We start from the raw sequence: 17211 nt of genomic DNA on the forward strand, positions 1-17211 counted from the left end.
AGGGAAGGCCCCAACCTATCGACTGCCGGTGCCGTGTGGTTTGCCTGAAAAGGCCATCGGATAACGGGATTCGGCCACGCCGTCGTAGCCCGGTCAGCCGTCGAGGGCCTTCTCGGCCCGCGGCATCAGCGCCGACGACACCGTCAGCAGCACCGCGATGCCGAGGATGCCGACGAACACGAGATGGATCGCGCCCGAGAGGGCCGTCGGGTCGGGCTCTGCGGTGTCTCCGACACGGGAGTTGACCAGCGCGCCGAACACCGCGACGCCGACGGCACTACCGATCGAGCGGGCGAACATGTTGGTGGACGTGACGACGCCGCGCTCGGACCAGTCGACGCTGGACTGCGCCGCGATGAGCGTCGGCGTCGCGATCAGGCCCATGCCGGAGCCGATGACGAAGCACGTCGCGCCTACCTGCCACACCGGGGAGCCGTCGCCGAGCAGCAGGAGCAGCGCCGACCCGGCGAGCACGAGGACGCTGCCGATCAGCGCGGTCGTCCGGAACCCGACGCGTAGATACAGCCGTCCCGCCTGCGACGCGGCGATGGGCCAGCCGATCGTGAGGACCGCGAGCGCGAAGCCTGCGACGAGGGCGCCCGTGCCGAGGACGCCCTGCACGAACGTCGGCACGTACGACGTCAGGCCCATCAGGATCGCGCCGACGGACAGCGACACCAGGCTGCTCGCGACCAGCACCCGGCGGGTGAGCATGTGCAGCGGCAGGATCGGATCGGCCACGCGTCGTTCGACGAGGACGAACGCGACGAGCAGCAGCGCGCCGGCCACGAACACGCCTATGCCGGCCGGCGACACCCACGCCCAGGCCTGGCCGCCCTCGAGAAGTCCCAGGATCATCAGCGCCGCGCCGCCCGTGAGGAGGATGGCGCCGGGGTAGTCGATGCGACTGCGGCGTGTGATCTTCTCCTCCGCGAAGTTGCGCATCAGCATCCACGCCGCGATCGCGCACAGCGGCAGGTTCACCAAGAAGATCCACCGCCACGACAGGTACTCGGAGAACACGCCGCCGAGCGTCGGGCCGAGTACCGCCGACACGCCCCACACGCTCGCGATGTAACCCTGGACCTTGGCGCGCTCCGCGACGGAATAGATGTCACCGGCGATCGTCAGACTCATCGGCTGCACCGCGCCGGCGCCCAGGCCCTGGACCGCCCGGAACACGATCAGCGCGGGCATGCTCCAGGCCACGCCGCACAGCAGCGATCCGATCGCGAACACCGCGATGCCGAACAGCATGATCGGTTTGCGTCCGAAGACGTCGGCCAACTTGCCGTAGATCGGCACCGACACGGCCTGCGCCAGCAGATAGACGGAGAAGAGCCACGGGAACTGGGTGAAGCCGCCGAGGTCCCCGACGATCGTCAGGACGGCGGTCGCGATGATCGTGCTGTCGAGCGCGACCAGTGACGTGGCGAGCATCAGCGACAGCAGGATCGGGCCGCGCTCCGACCGTAGTCCCACCGATGCCCTCGAGGCGGTCTCGGTCGCCATCACTCTCCCGCCGATCGATAGTCAAGTCCGAAACAAGGCTAACGATCTCCGGCCGGTTCCTATTCCCGTCCGTTTCCACCCGCCCGCTTACCCCGGCGCCCCCACCTACCCCGGCGCCCCCCGCCCTCGCGTTTTGCGCACTTATCGCGCATTCGGGGACCGAATTCGTGCGATAAGTGCGCAAAACGCGGGAAGGGGGAGGGGAGTTGATCATGAGAAGCGGGGTTCTGCGGACAGATCGGGGCAGACGCGTGTGGCGAGATGCGCCGATCCGGGCGACCGATAGGGTTGGGGACGTGCGTCCTTCACTCGAGTCCTACACCCACCTGGCCGGCGGCAAGGTCCGCGATCTGTACACGATCGACGACGAGCACCTGCTGCTGGTCGCCAGTGACCGGATCTCGGCCTACGACCACGTGCTGAGCACGCCCATCCCGGACAAGGGCCGCGTGCTCACCGCAATGAGTGTCTTCTTCTTTGAGAAGCTCGGCGGCACCAACCACCTCGCCGGAGACCCGCTCGACGAGCGCATCCCCGAAGAGGTGCTCGGCCGCGCGCTGGTCGTGCGCAAGCTGAACATGCTCCCGGTCGAGTGCGTCGCCCGCGGCTACCTCAGCGGGTCGGGTCTGGCGGACTACAACAGCACCGGCGCGGTGTGCGGCGTCGCGCTGCCCGAGGGCCTGGTCGAGGCCAGTCAGCTTCCCGAGCCGATCTTCACGCCGGCCAGCAAGGCCGAACTGGGCGACCACGACGAGAACATCGACTTCGCGACCGTCGTCGACAAGGTGGGCCAGGACCTCGCGGTCAAGCTGCGCGACGACACCCTCGACATCTACTTCCGGGCCGCCAGCTTCGCGCGGGACCGGGGGATCATCCTCGCCGATACCAAATTCGAATTCGGTCTCGACGCCGAAGGCAACCTGGTGCTCGCCGACGAGGTGCTGACGCCCGACTCGTCGCGCTACTGGCCGGCCGACGGCTACGAGCCCGGCAAGGTGCAGCCCAGCTTCGACAAGCAGTTCGTACGGAACTGGCTCACCGGCCCGGAGTCCGGCTGGGACCGCGCGTCCGACACGCCGCCCCCGCCGCTGCCGCAGGACATCGTCGACGCGACCCGCGCGCGCTACATCGAGGCGTACGAGCGCATCTCGGGCCTGTCGTTCGAGGACTGGGTGGGCTGAGATGACTGTGCCCTCTACGCCGACTACGCCCCCGGTCGCCAAGCGGGTTCCGTTCGAACGGACGCATCACGGGGACACCTTCGTCGATCATTACGAATGGCTCCGCGCCAAAGAGGATCCGGAGGTCATCGCGTACCTCGAGGCCGAGAACGCGTACACCGCGCAGCAACTCGAGCATTTGGAGCCCTTGCGGGAGAAGGTGTTCCAGGAGATCAAGTCGCGCACGCAGGAGACCGACATGTCGGTCCCGACGCGACTCGGTGACTGGTGGTACTACGCGCGCACCATCGAGGGCAAGCAGTACGGCGTCAACTGCCGGTGCCCCATCGCCGGGCCGGACGACTGGACACCGCCGGAGCTGTCCACCGACACGGCGATCGAGGGCGAGCAGGTGCTCCTCGACGGCAACGCCGAGGCCGAGGGACACGACTTCTTCTCGGTGGGCGCGTTCTCGCTCAGTCACGACGGCACGCTGCTCGCGTACTCGGTGGACGTGATCGGCGACGAGCGGTACACGCTGCGGTTCAAGAACCTCGAGACCGGCGAGCTGCTGCCCGACGAGATCCCGAACACCGCGCCGGGTGCGACGTGGGCGATCGACCATCGGCACATCTTCTACCTGACGGTCGACGAGTCGTGGCGGCCGGACACGGTGTGGCGGCACAAGCTGGGCACCGGGCAGGCCGAGGACGTCCAGGTCTTCCACGAGCCGGACGACCGCTACTGGGTGGCGGTCGGCTCGACGCGCAGCGAGAAGTACCTGATGATCTGGCTCGGCTCCAAGGTCACCACCGAGGGCTGGATCCTCGAGTCGGCTGACCCCGAGGGCGAGTTCCGGGTGATCCTGCCGCGCCGCGAGGGCGTCGAGTACTCGGCCGAGCACGCAGTGATCGCCGGCGAGGACCGCTTCCTGATCCTCCACAACGACGTGGTCGACGGCGAGAAGGCCGAGAACTTCGTGCTCGCGCAGGCGCCCGTCACGGATCCGGCGGCGATGGAAATCCTTGTCCCGCATCGCCATGACGTTCGGCTCGAGGACATCGACACGTTCTCCGACCATCTCGTGCTCAGCTACCGGCGCGACGTGCTGACCCGGCTGGCGATCTGGCCGCTCACCCCCGAGGGGTACGGCGAGCTCACCGAGATGGAGTTCGACGAGGAACTGTTCTCGGTCGGCCTCGGCTCCAACCCGGAGTGGGAGCAGCCGACACTGCGGATCGGTTACACGTCGTTCATCACGCCCTCTCGGGTGTACGACTACCGGCTCGCGACCGGCGAACTGCTGCTGCGCAAGTCGCAGCCGGTGCTCGGCGGCTTCGATCCGGCGGAATACGAGCAGCACCGCGAGTGGGCGGTCGCCGACGACGGCACCCGCATCCCGCTCTCGATCGTGCGGCGCAAGGGGATCGGCGGCGACCCGGCCCCGACGCTGCTGTACGGGTACGGCTCGTACGAGGCCAGCATGGACCCGGCGTTCTCGGTGGCGCGGCTCTCGCTGCTCGACCGCGGCATGGTCTTCGTCGTCGCCCACGTCCGCGGCGGCGGCGAGATGGGGCGGCACTGGTACGAGAACGGCAAGACGCTCACCAAGAAGAACACCTTCACCGATTTCGTCGCGTGCGCAAGGCATCTCATCGCCGAGGGGCGGACGACACCGGGGCAGTTGGTGGCCGACGGCGGCAGTGCGGGCGGTCTGCTGATGGGCGCGGTCGCGAACCTGGCCCCCGAACTGTTCGCGGGCATCCTCGCGAATGTGCCGTTCGTCGATCCGCTCACGTCGATCCTCGACCCGGATCTGCCGCTGACGGTGATCGAGTGGGACGAGTGGGGCAACCCGCTCGAGGACCCGCAGGTGTACGAGTACATGCGCTCCTACAGCCCGTACGAGAACGTCGAGGCCAAGGACTACCCGGCTATCCTCGCGATCACCAGCATCAACGACACTCGCGTGCTCTACGTCGAACCCGCGAAGTGGGTTGCGGCGCTGCGCGCGACGAAGACGGGCGACTCACCGCTGCTGCTCAAGACCGAGATGAGCGCCGGGCACGGCGGTGTCAGCGGCCGGTACGAGAAGTGGAAGGAAGTCGCGTTCGAGTACGCGTGGGTGCTCGACACGGCCGGCGCCGTCTGAGCCGGTCGGCTGCTCGCCCACCGGCTCGTCGGCGGCCTTCGCGATCGGTGCCCTTGCGGTATGGGCGATCAGCCGGCGAGAACCCCCGCCGTCGCCATCCCGGACAGCACGTGCGCGGTCGGGGTCACCACGGCGCAGCGCGCCGCGGCGTAGTCGAGAGCCTGTCGATGCTCGGCCTCCGAGAAGTCGGCCAGTCCGTCCGCGACGAGGAACATCTCGACGTCCTGCATGAAGCCGTCGAGCGCGGTGGTGAGGCAGCCGATGTGGGCATACACGCCGGTCACGATCAGTTGGTCCCGGCCGAGGTCCGACAGCCGCTGCCGCAGATCGGTTCTGGCGAACGCGCTGTAGCGCCACTTGGTGAGCAGGACGTCGTCCGGCTCCGGCGCGAGGTCGGCGATGATCGCGGTCTCGGCGGGGTCGGAGGACAGGCCCGGGCCCCAGAAATCGGTGAGCAACGCCCGGTGCTCGGGATCCTGGTCGCCGGGCTGCGCGGTGTACATGATCGGGACACCCGCGACCCGGCAGGCGGTGCGGATCGCGTCGACGTTCGCGATCATGGTGCGGATCGGGTCGGCAGTGCGGTCGAATGCGCGGATGAAGTACTCCTGCGCGTCGTGGACCAGCAGCACCGCGCGGGCCGGGTCGATGCGCCACGACGCGCGATTGTCGGGCAGCTGGGTGGGCATCGGGTAGGAGACGGAGCGGGGAAGGGACATCTGATGCCTAACTGTCGGTAGCGGTTTCGGTGACGAACGTGGATTCGAGGGCGCGTCGCAGCTCGGTGCGGCTGACCTTCCCGACTCCGGTGACGGGGAACTCGTCGACGAACCGGAAGCCGTCGGGGATCTTGTAGGCGGCCAGTCCGCGTTCGCGGAGGAACACGCGCAGTTCGACGGCGCGCGGCGGGGTGCCCTCGCCGACCACGAAGGCGAACGTGCGCTCGCCCAGGTAGGCGTCGGGCTTGGAGACGACGGCGACATCGCGCACGGCGGGGTGCGCGAGCAGGTGGTTCTCCACCTCCTCGGCCGCCACCTTCTCACCGCCCCGGTTGATCTGGTCCTTCGCACGGCCCTCGACGACGATGTGCCCGGTCTCGGTGAGGCGCACCCGGTCACCGGTGCGGTAGAACCCGTCCTCCGTGAACGACGCCCGATTGTGCTCCGGCGCAGCGTAGTAGCCGCGGATCGTGTACGGGCCGCGGGTGAGGAGGTGCCCGACCACCCCGACCGCGACCGGCCTGTCGTGGTCGTCCACCACGAGCACCTCGTCGTCCGGGCTGATCGGCCGGCCCTGCGTGGTGACCACGACGTCGTCGGGATCGTCATGGCGCGTGTAGTTCACCAGGCCTTCGGCCATCCCGAACACCTGCTGCAGCCGGCACCCGAGTTCGTCGCGGACGCGGCGAGCCGCTTCGGCGCCGAACTTGGCGCCGCCCACCTGCAGCAGTTCGAGACTCGACAGGTCGTGCTTCGCGCGGGCCGGCGACGACATCCAGGTCAACGCGAGGGGCGGGACGAGCGACGCGATCGTGATCCGCTCGCGCTCGATCAGTTCGAACGACGTCGACGGCGTCGGGTCCGGGGCCATCACCACGCGCCCGCCCGCGTGGAGCACCCCGAGGATGCCGGGCGAGCTCATCGGGAAGTTGTGTGCGGCAGGCAGGCTCACGAGCATCCGGGTGTCGGGGTCGAGGCCGCAGATCTCGGCGGACGCGCGCACCGAGTACAGGTAGTCGGTGTGTGTGCGGGGGATGAGCTTGGAACGCCCGGTGGTTCCGCCCGACAGTTGCAGGAACGCGACGTCGTCCGGTGCGGGTTCGGCGCGGTCACCCGGGTCCGGTGTGGCGGTCCGCAGCTCGGAGAGCGGGACGAAGCCGGGGTCGTCTCCGGCCTCGCCGACGACGATCACCAGCGGCGGACGCTCGGATCCGGCGACGATCTCCCGCGCCAGCGTCCGGTAGTCGAACCCGGCGTGCCGGTCCGCGATCACGTACGCGGCTGCGTCGGTGAACTCGCAGAAGTAGCCCACCTCGGCGCGGCGATGCGCGGGCAGCGCGAACACCGGCAGGGCCCCGATCGTGAAGACCGCGAACAGCATCTCGACGTACTCGGGCATGTTCGGCAACTGCAGCACGACCCGGTCGCCGGCCCGCACCCCCAGTCGCAGCAGACCCGCGGCGAGGACGTCGGCGTTGTCGCTCAGCTGACGGTACGTGAGGGTGCGCACGGCGTCGCCCTCACCCGCGCCGGTGACGGCGACGCGGTCCCCGAACTGCTCGGCACGGGCGGGCAGGAAGCGGGCGAAGGTCTCGTCGGTCCAGTATCCGGCGTCCCGGTAGCGCTGCGCGAACTCGGCGGGATACGGCGTGGCGGGGACCAGTGGACTGCGCCGTAGGGCGGTGCTCACGGCGTGCTCCTTTCGGGTGATGGGCGAACGCGGCAGGGCGGCAACGGGTGTCAGGCCCGCAGCGTCGCGCCGCCGTCGACGTAGAGTGCCTGCATCGTGATGTGCCGGGCGCGCTCGGACAGGAGGAACTCGACCGAGTCGGCGATATCCTCGGCGGCGGCGATGCGCCCCAGCGGGATTCCCACCTTGAAATCCGCGAGACTGCCCTCGATCGCACCGCGGGCACCGGTGTCGTCGGCAGGGTCGGGCCAGAGGGAGCGCTGCATGTCGGTGTCGGTGGAGCCGGGCGCGACGACGTTGACCCGGATGCCGTGGTGCGCCAACTCGAGTCCGGTGACCCGCGCGATCATGGTCGCGGCGGCCTTCGACGCGCCGTACGCGCCCATTCCGGTTCGCGGTACTCCCGCCGCGTTCGATCCCACCACGACGATCGCCCCGGCCCCGCGTGCCCGCATCGCTCTGCCGACGGACCGGACCACGTTGAGGAGTCCGGTGACGTTGACGTCGAACACGCGCTGCCACGAGTCGGGTTCGCTGTCGAGCACCGAGCCGGTCTCGAGTACTCCGGCGACGTGCGCGAGCCCGGTCAGTGGTCCGTGGAGGGATTCGATCGTGGCGACGGCGGCGGCCACCGCGTCGCCGTCGCGGATGTCGACGGCGTGGGCGGCCACGCACGCCACGCCGACCAGTTCCCCGGTCCGCTCGAGGGACTCGGCGTCGCGGTCGAGCACCGCCACGCGCCATCCGCGTTGTGCGAGGGTGGCGGCGGTGGTGCGGCCGATGCCCCGTCCGGCGCCGGTCACCAGACACAGAGGTGCGGTCATGCGGTCACTCCGAGGGCGTCGAGAATGGTGGTGAACTTGGTTGCGGTCTCGGCCAACTCGTCTTCCGGGACGGAGTCGGCGACGATGCCTCCGCCGGCGTACGCGGTGATCCCCGTACCGTCGGCGTCGATGCGGGCGCAGCGGATCGTGACCATCCACTCACCGTCGCCGCGCTCGTCGCACCACCCGACCGCGCCGGCGTAGAAGCCGCGGTCGCCTTCGAGTGCGCTGATCGTCTCGTATGCGTCGCGGGTGGGCGTACCGCAGATCGCGGGGGTGGGATGAACTGCGAGGGCCAGGTCCAGCGCCGTCATCGACGTGTCGGCGAGCATCCCCCGGATCGGCGTCCCGAGATGCCACAACTGCGGAGTGTGGGTGAGTGTCGGGCGCTCCGGGACGTCGAGTTCGGTGCACAGGGGCGCGAGCCTGTCGCGGATGGCGTCGACGACGTAGCGGTGCTCGTCGAGGTTCTTCGCGGACTCACCGAGGGTCCGCCCCGATTCCCAGTCGGCCAGCGGGTCGTCGAGTCGTCGTGCCGATCCCGCCAGCGGATGGCAGCTGATCGCCCGTCCCTCCTTGCGGATCAGCACCTCGGGGCTGGATCCGACCAGCCACTGCCCGGCGCTGGCGGATCCGGCGGCGGAGAGGTCGACGCAGTAGCCGTTGCCGGCGGGATCGGCCGCGACCAGGTTCCGGAGCAGAGCCTCGGGGTCGAGGCGATCGTGCGTGCGCAGGCGCAACATCCGAGCGAGGACGACCTTTCGGAGCGGATCGGCGTCGTCCCGCAGCCGGTGCAGTGCCGTCCGGACGCGGGCGAGGTGCTCGTCCTCGGCGGGGAGGCGTTGCTCCACCTCGCAGTGGGGCAGGTCGCCGGTGGCGACGCTGCGCCACGGCTTGTCGCTCCGCCACAGCAGACCGGGCTCCACGAACGCGGCGGGGGTGTCGGGATCGAACGGCAGGGCGCCGGTCAGAGCGGTGACGTCGCCGGCGCGCAACGCGTCGGCGGCCTCGACGGCATCGTCGAAGTGACGAAGGACACCCTCGGCACGGATGCTTCCCTGGGGCCGGGACAGTACGAACGGGTTCACGGCGACGGGTCCGGCACGGTGTGGGGTGATCGCTGCGACGACCGGTGCAGGCATGAGCGCTCACCTTTCGATGGCGGTGACGTGGGACGAATCGGCGGAGATGCGCCGACCGGAACGACGATATACGGTTAGCCTAACCTTTGGTACTCTTCGATCTTGATCCGGTCGCCGACATGGCGGCGTGAAGCGTTGCGGCGCAACCGGATTCGCCTACGGAACAGGAGATGGTCAGTGTCCTCGATCGGCCCGTCGACCTCGGTATTTCCACTGACCCGAGCTCAGGCCGGCGTGTGGTTCGCGCAGCAGCTGGACCCGGACAACCCGATCTTCAACACCGCCGAATGTATCGAACTTCGTGGCGACGTGAGCATTCCGGCGCTCGTCGGTGCGGTGCGCGACGCTGTCGGTGAGGCCGAAGTGCTCACTGCTGCAGTCGAGGTCGCGTCGGACGGCTCGGCGTATCTGCGTCCCGGCGCGCACTCGTTCGACGCCGTGCCGGTGCACGACCTTCGCGACCACGACGATCCGGAGGCGGCGGCCCGGGACCTGATGGAGGCCTGTCATCGCACGGTCGTCGACCCGCGTGCCGAATCCTGTGTGCGCGCTGCCGTTCTTCAACTGGACGATCGTATAGTTCTGCTGTACTTGGGTATTCACCACCTCGTGATCGACGCGTACGGCTTCGGTCTGCTCATGCGGCGGATCGCGGAGATCTACACCGCGGACGTGCGGGGGGAAGAGCGTCCGGCCTGCAAGTTCACGTCGCTCGCACCCGTCGTCGCCGAAGAGGCCGCCTACCGGGAGTCGCCCCGGTTCGAGGCCGATCGTGTGTTCTGGACCGACTACCTCGACGACGCATCGGAGGCCGTCACGCTCGCCGGGGGCGGAGCCGGAATCGCGCGTGCGTCACGCGGAATGCGGCTCACCCTCAGCGCCGAACAGCAGCGGGGCCTGTCCGCGGTCGGCAGGGCGGCCCGCGCCAGTTGGGGCGACGTCCTCACCGCGGCGGTCGCGATCTACCTGCGCGGGGCGAGCGGACGTGGTGACATCGTCGTCGGGTTCCCCGTGATGAACCGTCTGGGTAGTGCGGCGTTGGCAGTGCCGATGTCCGCGGTCAACGTCGTTCCGCTGCGGCTGGAGCCGGCCCCGTCGACGACCGTCGTCGACCTCGTCGGGCAGGTGCGCAACGCCGTCGCCCGGTGCCGGGATCACTATCGCTACCGCGGCGAGGACATCCAGAACGACCTGCGCCTGCCGTCCGGATCCCGCGGCGTCGTGGGGCCGTCGGTGAACGTCAAACCGTTCGGTGACCGGCTGCGTTTCGGCGACCTGTACGCGGCGGTGCACTCGATCGCCCGTGGTCCGCTCCAGGACCTCATGGTGACCGCCCGCCCCCTCGATCACGTCGGTGGGCTCGAGGTGTGGGTCGACGTCGACGCCGAGCGCTACACCGCCGACGAGCTGGCCACGCACACCGGTCGTCTGGCCCACCTGCTGGATTCGCTCGCGGCGCTGGAGGATCCCGGCGCGACCGCGCTCGCCGGGGTGTCGATCCTCAGCTCCGACGAACGGCGGACGCTGCTCGCGCGTGCCGCGGGCAAAGCCCTGACCGTCCCCACCGGTCTCACCCTGCCGGACCTCCTCCAGGCCCAGGTGGAGCGTGATCCGGACGCGCCCGCAGCGAGCGACGGAACGGCGTCCCTGACCTTCGGTGAGCTCGCGTCACGGGCGCGCCGGCTCGCCCGAAACCTGCTCGCCGGCGGACTCGGGCCGCACCGGCGGGTCGCGGTGGCGCTCCCGCGTGGCGTCGACACGCTGGTCGCGCTGTTCGCGGTCCTCGAGGCCGGCGGCACGTGCGTGCCGGTCGATCCCGATCACCCGGCGGACCGGATCGGCCATGTGCTCGACGAGACCGGGCCCGGGTGCGTCGTCACGAACGGTGCTGTGGCGCAGCGCCTGCGCGAGGTGACGGGCACGAGCCGTGTCGTCGACATCACGGTCCTCGACCTCTCGGTCGGCGAGGACCATCCGGTGTGCGCCGCCGAGCGTGGCCACCGGATGCACGACCTCGACATCGCCTACGTGATCCACACGTCGGGTTCGACCGGACGACCCAAGGGCGTCGAGGTGCCACACCGCGGCGCGGTCAACCTCTTCCACAGCCATCGGGATCGGGTGTTCTCCCGCGCGTGTGCCGTCGCCGGGCGGGATCGCCTGCGGGTGGGGCACGCGTGGTCGTTCGCGTTCGACGCGTCGTGGGGGCCGCACCTGTGGATGCTCGCGGGGCATGAACTGCGGCTGGTGGACGAGGAAACCCAGCGCGATCCGGAGCGGCTCGCAGCGCAGGCCCGGGCCGAGGGGTGGCACTTCGTGGAGCTGTCGCCGTCGCAGCTCGAGCACATCGTCGACGCCGACCTGCTGCCCGCCGACATCGTCCCCACCCTGGGGTTCGGCGGCGACGCGGTGAGCGAGAACCTGTGGCGACGCCTGCGGGAGCGGGGTGGCACCGCGTTCAACTTCTACGGCCCCACCGAGGGCACGGTCGACGTCGTGGTCGCCGAGATCGTCGACGCCACCGAACCGGTGATCGGGGTCCCGGTGGCGAACCTGGCTGCCTACGTGCTCGATTCGGGGCTCGAGCCGGTGCCGGACGGCGTTCCCGGCGAGCTGTACGTGGCGGGCCCGGGTGTCGTGCGCGGCTACCTCGGTGCGGCGGCGGTGACGGCGGCACGTTTCGTCGCGAATCCGTTCTGCGCCGATCCCGCCGGCGACGACGCGCGTCTGTACCGGACCGGGGACATCGTGCATCGCCGGCCGGACGGACAGATCGTCTACCGCGGACGCACGGACGACCAGATCAAGATCCGGGGTTTCCGGGTGGAACTCGGCGAGGTGGAGTCCGCGCTGCTGCGCCTGCCCGGCGCCACCCGGGCCGTCGCGACGACGCGCCCCGACGCCACCGGATCGGTGCGACTGGTCGGGTACGTCGTGGGCGCGGCCGGCGACCCGATCGGCGCTCGTGAGCTGCTCGCGAACTGGTTGCCGGCGTACATGGTGCCGTCGGCATTCGTGTTCCTCGACGCGCTACCGCTGACGTCGAACGGCAAGGTCGACCGGAAGCGTCTGCCGGAACCCGACTTCGGTGCGGTGGTGTCGACGCGTGAGCCGTCGACCGAGCTGCAGCGGGTGCTGTGCGCACTCGTCGCCGACGTGCTCGGCCTCGACGCCGTCGGCGTGGACGACGACTTCTTCCTGCTCGGTGGTCACTCGTTGGCCGCCGCGAAGCTGATCGCGCGGGTGCGCGACGCCGTGGGCGTCGAACTCGCCATCCGCGCCGTGTTCGACAATCCGACCGTGCTCGGGCTGGCCGAGCAGTGCGAGGTCGCGACGGGGGCCGGGCGCCGGCCTCCCGTGCTCGCGGTGGACCGCGGCCCGGTCTCGCCGCTGTCCGCCGCCCAGCAGCGGCTGTGGTTCCAGTTCCGGCTCGAGGGACCGAGTTCCACGTACAACATTCCCGTGGCGCTGCGCCTGCGCGGTGTGCCCGATCCCGCGGCACTGTCGGTGGCAACCGACGCGTTGCTGCGCCGGCACGAGGTGTTGCGCACCCTGCTCGAGGACGTCGACGGCATCGGTATGCAGCGGGTGTGCCCGGTGCCGGACACGGTGCCGTTCGAGGTGGAACACGTCGCCCCGCACGAGCTGGACGCGGTTCTGGCGGCCGCGGCACGTCACCCGTTCGACCTCGATCACGAGTTCCCGATCCGGCTGCGCTTGTTCGTGACCGGCACGGAGTCGGTGCTGTTGGTGCTGACGCACCACATCGCGAGCGACGAACTGTCGACGCCCGTACTGATGCGCGACCTGGGCTCGGCGTACCGCGCTGCGGTCGCGGGGGAGAACCTCTCGCTCACCGACCTGCCGGTGCAGTACGCGGACTACGCACTGTGGCAGCGTGATCTGCTCGGCGAAGGTGACGATCCCGCTGCGCTCACGGCGGTTCAGCAGGGGTTCTGGCGCGCCCGGCTGGCGGGTGCCCCGGAGGAGATCGCGCTGCCCGCGGACCGCCGCCGTCCGGCGGTCCCGACGTTCGCCGGGGGAGTCGTCGAACGCGCCGTGAGCGCCGGGATCACCGACGACCTGCGTGCGTCCGCGCGGGCGGCGGGAGCATCGATGTTCATGCTCTCGCACACCGCCCTGGCCGTCGCGCTGGCGGGCAGCGGGGCCGGACACGACATCGTGGTCGGCACTCCCACGGCGGGCCGGCCAGCCGCCGAACTCGACCAGCTCGTCGGCTTCTTCGTCAACCTCGTGGTGCTGCGCACGGATCTCTCGGGAGATCCGACGTTGACCGAACTGGTCGGCCGGGTGCGCTCCGACGACCTCGAAGCCTATGCCCATCAGGATCTTCCGTTCGACCGGCTGGTGGAGGCCGTCAACCCGGAGCGCTCCGTGTCCCGGCACCCGCTGTTCCAAGTCCTGGTCCAGCACCGGATGCCGCCCGTCGTCGACGAGTTCGCGGAGTTCGCCCCGAGCGTCGTCACGCTCGACACCGGTGCCGCGATGTTCGATCTCACCGTCGACGTCGTCGAAGTGCCCGGCGACGGCCTGCGGGTGCGGATCGAGTACGCGCAGGCTCTCTTCGACGCGGCCACCGCCGAGGCGCTGGTGGACCGGGTGGTGCGCGCCCTCACCGCGTTGGCCCGCACCCCGCAGTTACGACTGTCGGCGGTGGATCTGCTGTCGGCCGACGAGCGCGTCCGCCTGACCCGCGGTGCGCTCACTCCGGCAGTGATCGCCGACGTCCCGACCGCGGCCGCTGCGTTCGACCGGCAGGTGGCACGCACACCGAACGCTCCCGCCCTGGTCGACGCCCGCACCGAACTGACCTTCGCGGAGCTGAGCGTGCGGGTCAATCGTCTCGCGCGGCACCTGATCGCGCACGGGGTCGGACCGGAAACGGTGGTGGGACTGCAGCTTCCCCGCGGTACCGACATCGTGATCGCCGCCCTCGCGGTGTGGCAGGCCGGTGGCGCGTACCTGCCGATCGACCCGGCCTACCCGGCCGACCGGATCGCGCACATGCTCGCCGACGCCGCCCCGGTCCTGGTGCTCGACGAGTACGCGATCGCCGCGGTCGACCCCACCTTGCCGTCCGGTCCGCTGGCGGTGGGCGAGCGGACCGGCACTCCGTGCGCGGACAACGCCGCGTACGTCATCTACACCTCCGGATCGACGGGTGTCCCGAAGGGTGTCGTCGTACCGCACCGTGGCGTCGTCAATCTGCTGGCGACACAGCGCCGACGGACGTTCGGACCGGCGGACGACCGTCGGCGGCGGGTCCTGCTCACGTATGCGCTGGCATTCGACTCGGCAATCGACCCGCTGCTGTCGATGCTGTCCGGGCACACGCTGCACGTGCTCGGCGCGGACCTCGCCGCGGATGCGGCCGGCATCGTCGAGTACGTGCGTCGCCACCACATCGACGCCGTCGACTGCGTGCCGCTGTTGATGGCGGAGTTGCTGCGCGAGGGCCTGCTCGATGCCACCGCCGCGCATCGCCCCGGCCTGCTCGCGGTCGGCGGCGAGGCGGTCCCCGCCGAGCTGTGGTCCGCACTCGCCGGCGCCGACGGCATCCACGCCACCAACATGTACGGCCCCACCGAGTGCACCGTCGATGCCACGATCGGCGACATCACGGGATCGGCCGCGCACATCGGTTCCCCGGTCGACGGGGCGAGGGCGTACGTGCTCGACGCGAGGATGCGCCTGGTTCCCCGCGGGGTCCCCGGCGAGTTGTATGTCGGAGGGCCCGGCGTCACGCGCGGCTACCTGAACCGTCCCGGCCTCACCGCGGAACGCTTCGTCGCCGACCTGTACGGCGGCTCCGGTGAACGGCTCTACCGCACGGGCGATCTGGTTCGCTGGACGTCACGCGAGGGAGCCTGGGTACTCGAGTACCTGGGCCGCACCGACGACCAGGTGAAGATCCGCGGGTTCCGCATCGAACTCGGCGAGGTCGAGTCGGTACTCGACGCGCACCCGGCGGTGACGGCCGCAACCGTGGTCGCCCGCGAGGACGATCCGGGACGCCGCCGATTGGTCGGATACGCCGCCGTGAGGGCGGCCACCGACGGAGAAGCGCTTCGCGAGCACCTGGCGGCGCGACTGCCCGCGCACATGGTGCCCGCCGCGATCGTCCTGTTGGACGCGCTGCCGGTCACACCGAACGGCAAGGTGGACCGCCGGGCGCTGCCCGCGCCGGACTTCGCGGCGTCGGGCTCCGCGCAGGACGCCGGCAGCGACCTCGAACGCCGCCTGTGTGCAGTGGTCACCGACGTGCTGGGGGTCGACGACGTCGGCCCGGGTGACGACTTCTTCTCGCTCGGTGGTGATTCCATCGTCTCGATCCAGCTCGTCTCCCGTGCCCGTGCGGCCGGGATCCGGTTCACCGCGCGTGACGTGTTCGAGCACCGCACCGTGGCGGGCCTGGCGGCGGTGGCCGAAACGGATGCCGAGGTGGCGCCGGTCGACCCGTCCGCCGCGCTCGGGTTCGTGCCCGCGACCCCGATCGTCCACGACCTGCTGGACCGGGGCGGCCCGTACCGCCGGTTCGCACAGTCCCGCCTGTTGCGGGCGCCGGACGGACTGACGCTCGCGACGCTCACGCGCGGGGTGCAGGCGCTGCTCGCCACCCACGACGCCCTGCGCGCGTCCTTCGACGACCGGGACCGGGTGTTCGACGTCCCGCCGCCCGGAACCGTGCCTGCCGAGGGCGTGCTGACCTGCGTCGACATTCGAGGCGCGGGTACCGACGCGCGGCGGGAGGCGGTGCGGCGCGCGACCGATGACGCGTACGGACGGCTCGATCCGGCTGCCGGAGCAATGTTCCGGGCCGTGCTGCTCGATGCCGGCGAGACGGAGTCGCTCGTACTGTTGGTGATCCACCACCTCGTCGTCGACGGTGTCTCGTGGCGGATCCTCGTCCCGGACCTCGCGGACGCGTGTGCGGGAAAGTCGCCGGCGGCGCCCGGTACACCGCTGCGAACGTGGGCACGTGGCCTCGTCGGAACCGCGGCACTGCGCCGGGACGAGCTCGCGCTGTGGCAGGCGGCGACCGTGTCGGATCGCGAGACGATCGGACGCCGCGCCGTCGACCCGTTGCGCGACAGGATGTCCGGCACCGAGACCCTGGAGGTCTCGGCACCGGTGGAGGTCACCGAGGCACTGCTGACCGCCGTGCCGGACCGGTTCAACGCGCGGGTCGACGACGTGCTGCTCACCGCGCTGGCTCTGGCCGTCGCCCGAATCCGGGGTCCGGGTGCGCTGTCGATCGACCTCGAGGGCCACGGGCGGGAGGAACAGGCGGTGCCGGGCGTGGACCTGTCCCGCACCGTCGGCTGGTTCACGACGCTGTATCCGGTGCGGCTCGACGTGGCGGGGGTGGATCTCGTGGACGCATTCGGTGGCGGCGGGGCTGCCGGTGACGCGCTCAAATCCGTCAAGGAACAGATGCGTCGGGTCCCGGACAACGGGATCGGTTACGGCGTGCTCCGCCACCTCGATCCGGTCGCCGGACCTGCGCTGGTCGCCGGGCCGGCCCCGGAGATCGGCTTCAACTACCTCGGTAGGTTCACTCTGGGTGAGGGCGCAGGTGGGGCGTGGACGAGCGCACCCGGATCCGGCACCCTCGGTGGCGCGGCGGACGGGGACATGCCCGTCAGTCACGCGATCGAGATCGGCGCGGTCACAGAGGATTCCGTTGACGGGCCCATACTGCGGGCCACGTGGGGATACAGCCCGGACGTGGTCGACGCCGCGACCGTCCGGAGTCTGGCGACGGCCTGGGTCGACGCCCTGCGGGCGCTGTCCGGGCATGCCGCGAGCGGTCACGCGGGTGGGCTGACGCCGAGCGACCTGACGCTTACAGACCTCGACCAGGCCGAGATCGACGAGTTCGAGTTGGAGTTCCTGTAGAGCCGCTCAGTGGGCACCCTCTTGGAACGGCCATCAGGTTCGGTTAGCCTAACCAATCGACTCGAGCGACCGCTCGGAATGTGACGAAGGAA

The 17211-nt window shown here is 70.3% G+C and carries 8 protein-coding genes; 3 read left to right on the top strand and 5 right to left on the bottom strand.

Going from position 1 to position 17211, the window contains the following annotated elements; all coding sequences use genetic code 11:
- Nucleotides 1–93: 93 nt before the first annotated feature.
- Nucleotides 94–1512, bottom strand: a complete 1419-nt coding sequence (locus C7H75_RS04270) for an MDR family MFS transporter (protein ID WP_081187304.1) — start codon at nucleotides 1510–1512, stop codon at nucleotides 94–96.
- 296 nt (nucleotides 1513–1808) lie between these two features.
- Here C7H75_RS04270 and C7H75_RS04275 point away from each other — a divergent pair, with 296 nt between their 5' ends.
- Nucleotides 1809–2693 (top strand): phosphoribosylaminoimidazolesuccinocarboxamide synthase, encoded by an 885-nt coding sequence (locus tag C7H75_RS04275; protein ID WP_106850977.1) that lies wholly within the window; start codon nucleotides 1809–1811, stop codon nucleotides 2691–2693.
- A 1-nt stretch (nucleotide 2694) separates the two neighbouring features.
- Nucleotides 2695–4824, top strand: a complete 2130-nt coding sequence (locus C7H75_RS04280) for a S9 family peptidase (RefSeq protein ID WP_084865818.1) — start codon at nucleotides 2695–2697, stop codon at nucleotides 4822–4824.
- A gap of 68 nt (nucleotides 4825–4892) precedes the next feature.
- Here C7H75_RS04280 and C7H75_RS04285 read toward each other — a convergent pair whose 3' ends face one another.
- The 4 genes from C7H75_RS04285 to C7H75_RS04300 are packed head-to-tail and all read right to left on the bottom strand — an operon-like array spanning nucleotide 4893 to nucleotide 9199.
- On the bottom strand, nucleotides 4893–5543 hold the full coding sequence (locus tag C7H75_RS04285) for an isochorismatase family protein (RefSeq protein WP_005515433.1): 651 nt from the start codon (nucleotides 5541–5543) through the stop codon (nucleotides 4893–4895).
- A gap of 7 nt (nucleotides 5544–5550) precedes the next feature.
- Nucleotides 5551–7233 (bottom strand): (2,3-dihydroxybenzoyl)adenylate synthase, encoded by a 1683-nt coding sequence (locus tag C7H75_RS04290; protein WP_106850978.1) that lies wholly within the window; start codon nucleotides 7231–7233, stop codon nucleotides 5551–5553.
- 50 nt (nucleotides 7234–7283) lie between these two features.
- A complete protein-coding gene (locus C7H75_RS04295; protein WP_013414935.1) occupies nucleotides 7284–8057 on the bottom strand; it encodes a 2,3-dihydro-2,3-dihydroxybenzoate dehydrogenase in 774 nt (257 codons plus the stop codon).
- Complete coding sequence (locus C7H75_RS04300; RefSeq protein WP_106850979.1) at nucleotides 8054–9199, bottom strand: isochorismate synthase; 1146 nt, start codon at nucleotides 9197–9199, stop codon at nucleotides 8054–8056. Before C7H75_RS04300 ends, C7H75_RS04295 begins: the two co-directional genes overlap by 4 nt.
- Before the next feature lie 177 nt (nucleotides 9200–9376).
- Here C7H75_RS04300 and C7H75_RS04305 point away from each other — a divergent pair, with 177 nt between their 5' ends.
- The gene (locus C7H75_RS04305) at nucleotides 9377–17119 is read left to right on the top strand and encodes a non-ribosomal peptide synthetase (RefSeq protein ID WP_106850980.1); all 7743 of its coding nucleotides are present in this window, start codon (nucleotides 9377–9379) and stop codon (nucleotides 17117–17119) included.
- The last annotated feature ends 92 nt before the right edge of the window (nucleotides 17120–17211 follow it).

The sequence above is a fragment of the Rhodococcus (subgen. Prescottella) equi genome (assembly GCF_003013675.1).
Taxonomy (GTDB): Bacteria; Actinomycetota; Actinomycetes; order Mycobacteriales; family Mycobacteriaceae; genus Prescottella; species Prescottella equi.

Excerpts from the sequence above, each read along its gene's own strand:
- C7H75_RS04270 (WP_081187304.1), bottom strand. The coding sequence starts at position 1,512 with ATGGCGACCGAGACCGCCTCGAGGGCATCGGTGGGACTACGGTCGGAG.
- C7H75_RS04280 (WP_084865818.1), top strand. The coding sequence starts at position 2,695 with ATGACTGTGCCCTCTACGCCGACTACGCCCCCGGTCGCCAAGCGGGTT.
- C7H75_RS04285 (WP_005515433.1), bottom strand. The coding sequence starts at position 5,543 with ATGTCCCTTCCCCGCTCCGTCTCCTACCCGATGCCCACCCAGCTGCCC.
- C7H75_RS04295 (WP_013414935.1), bottom strand. The coding sequence starts at position 8,057 with ATGACCGCACCTCTGTGTCTGGTGACCGGCGCCGGACGGGGCATCGGC.
- C7H75_RS04300 (WP_106850979.1), bottom strand. The coding sequence starts at position 9,199 with ATGCCTGCACCGGTCGTCGCAGCGATCACCCCACACCGTGCCGGACCC.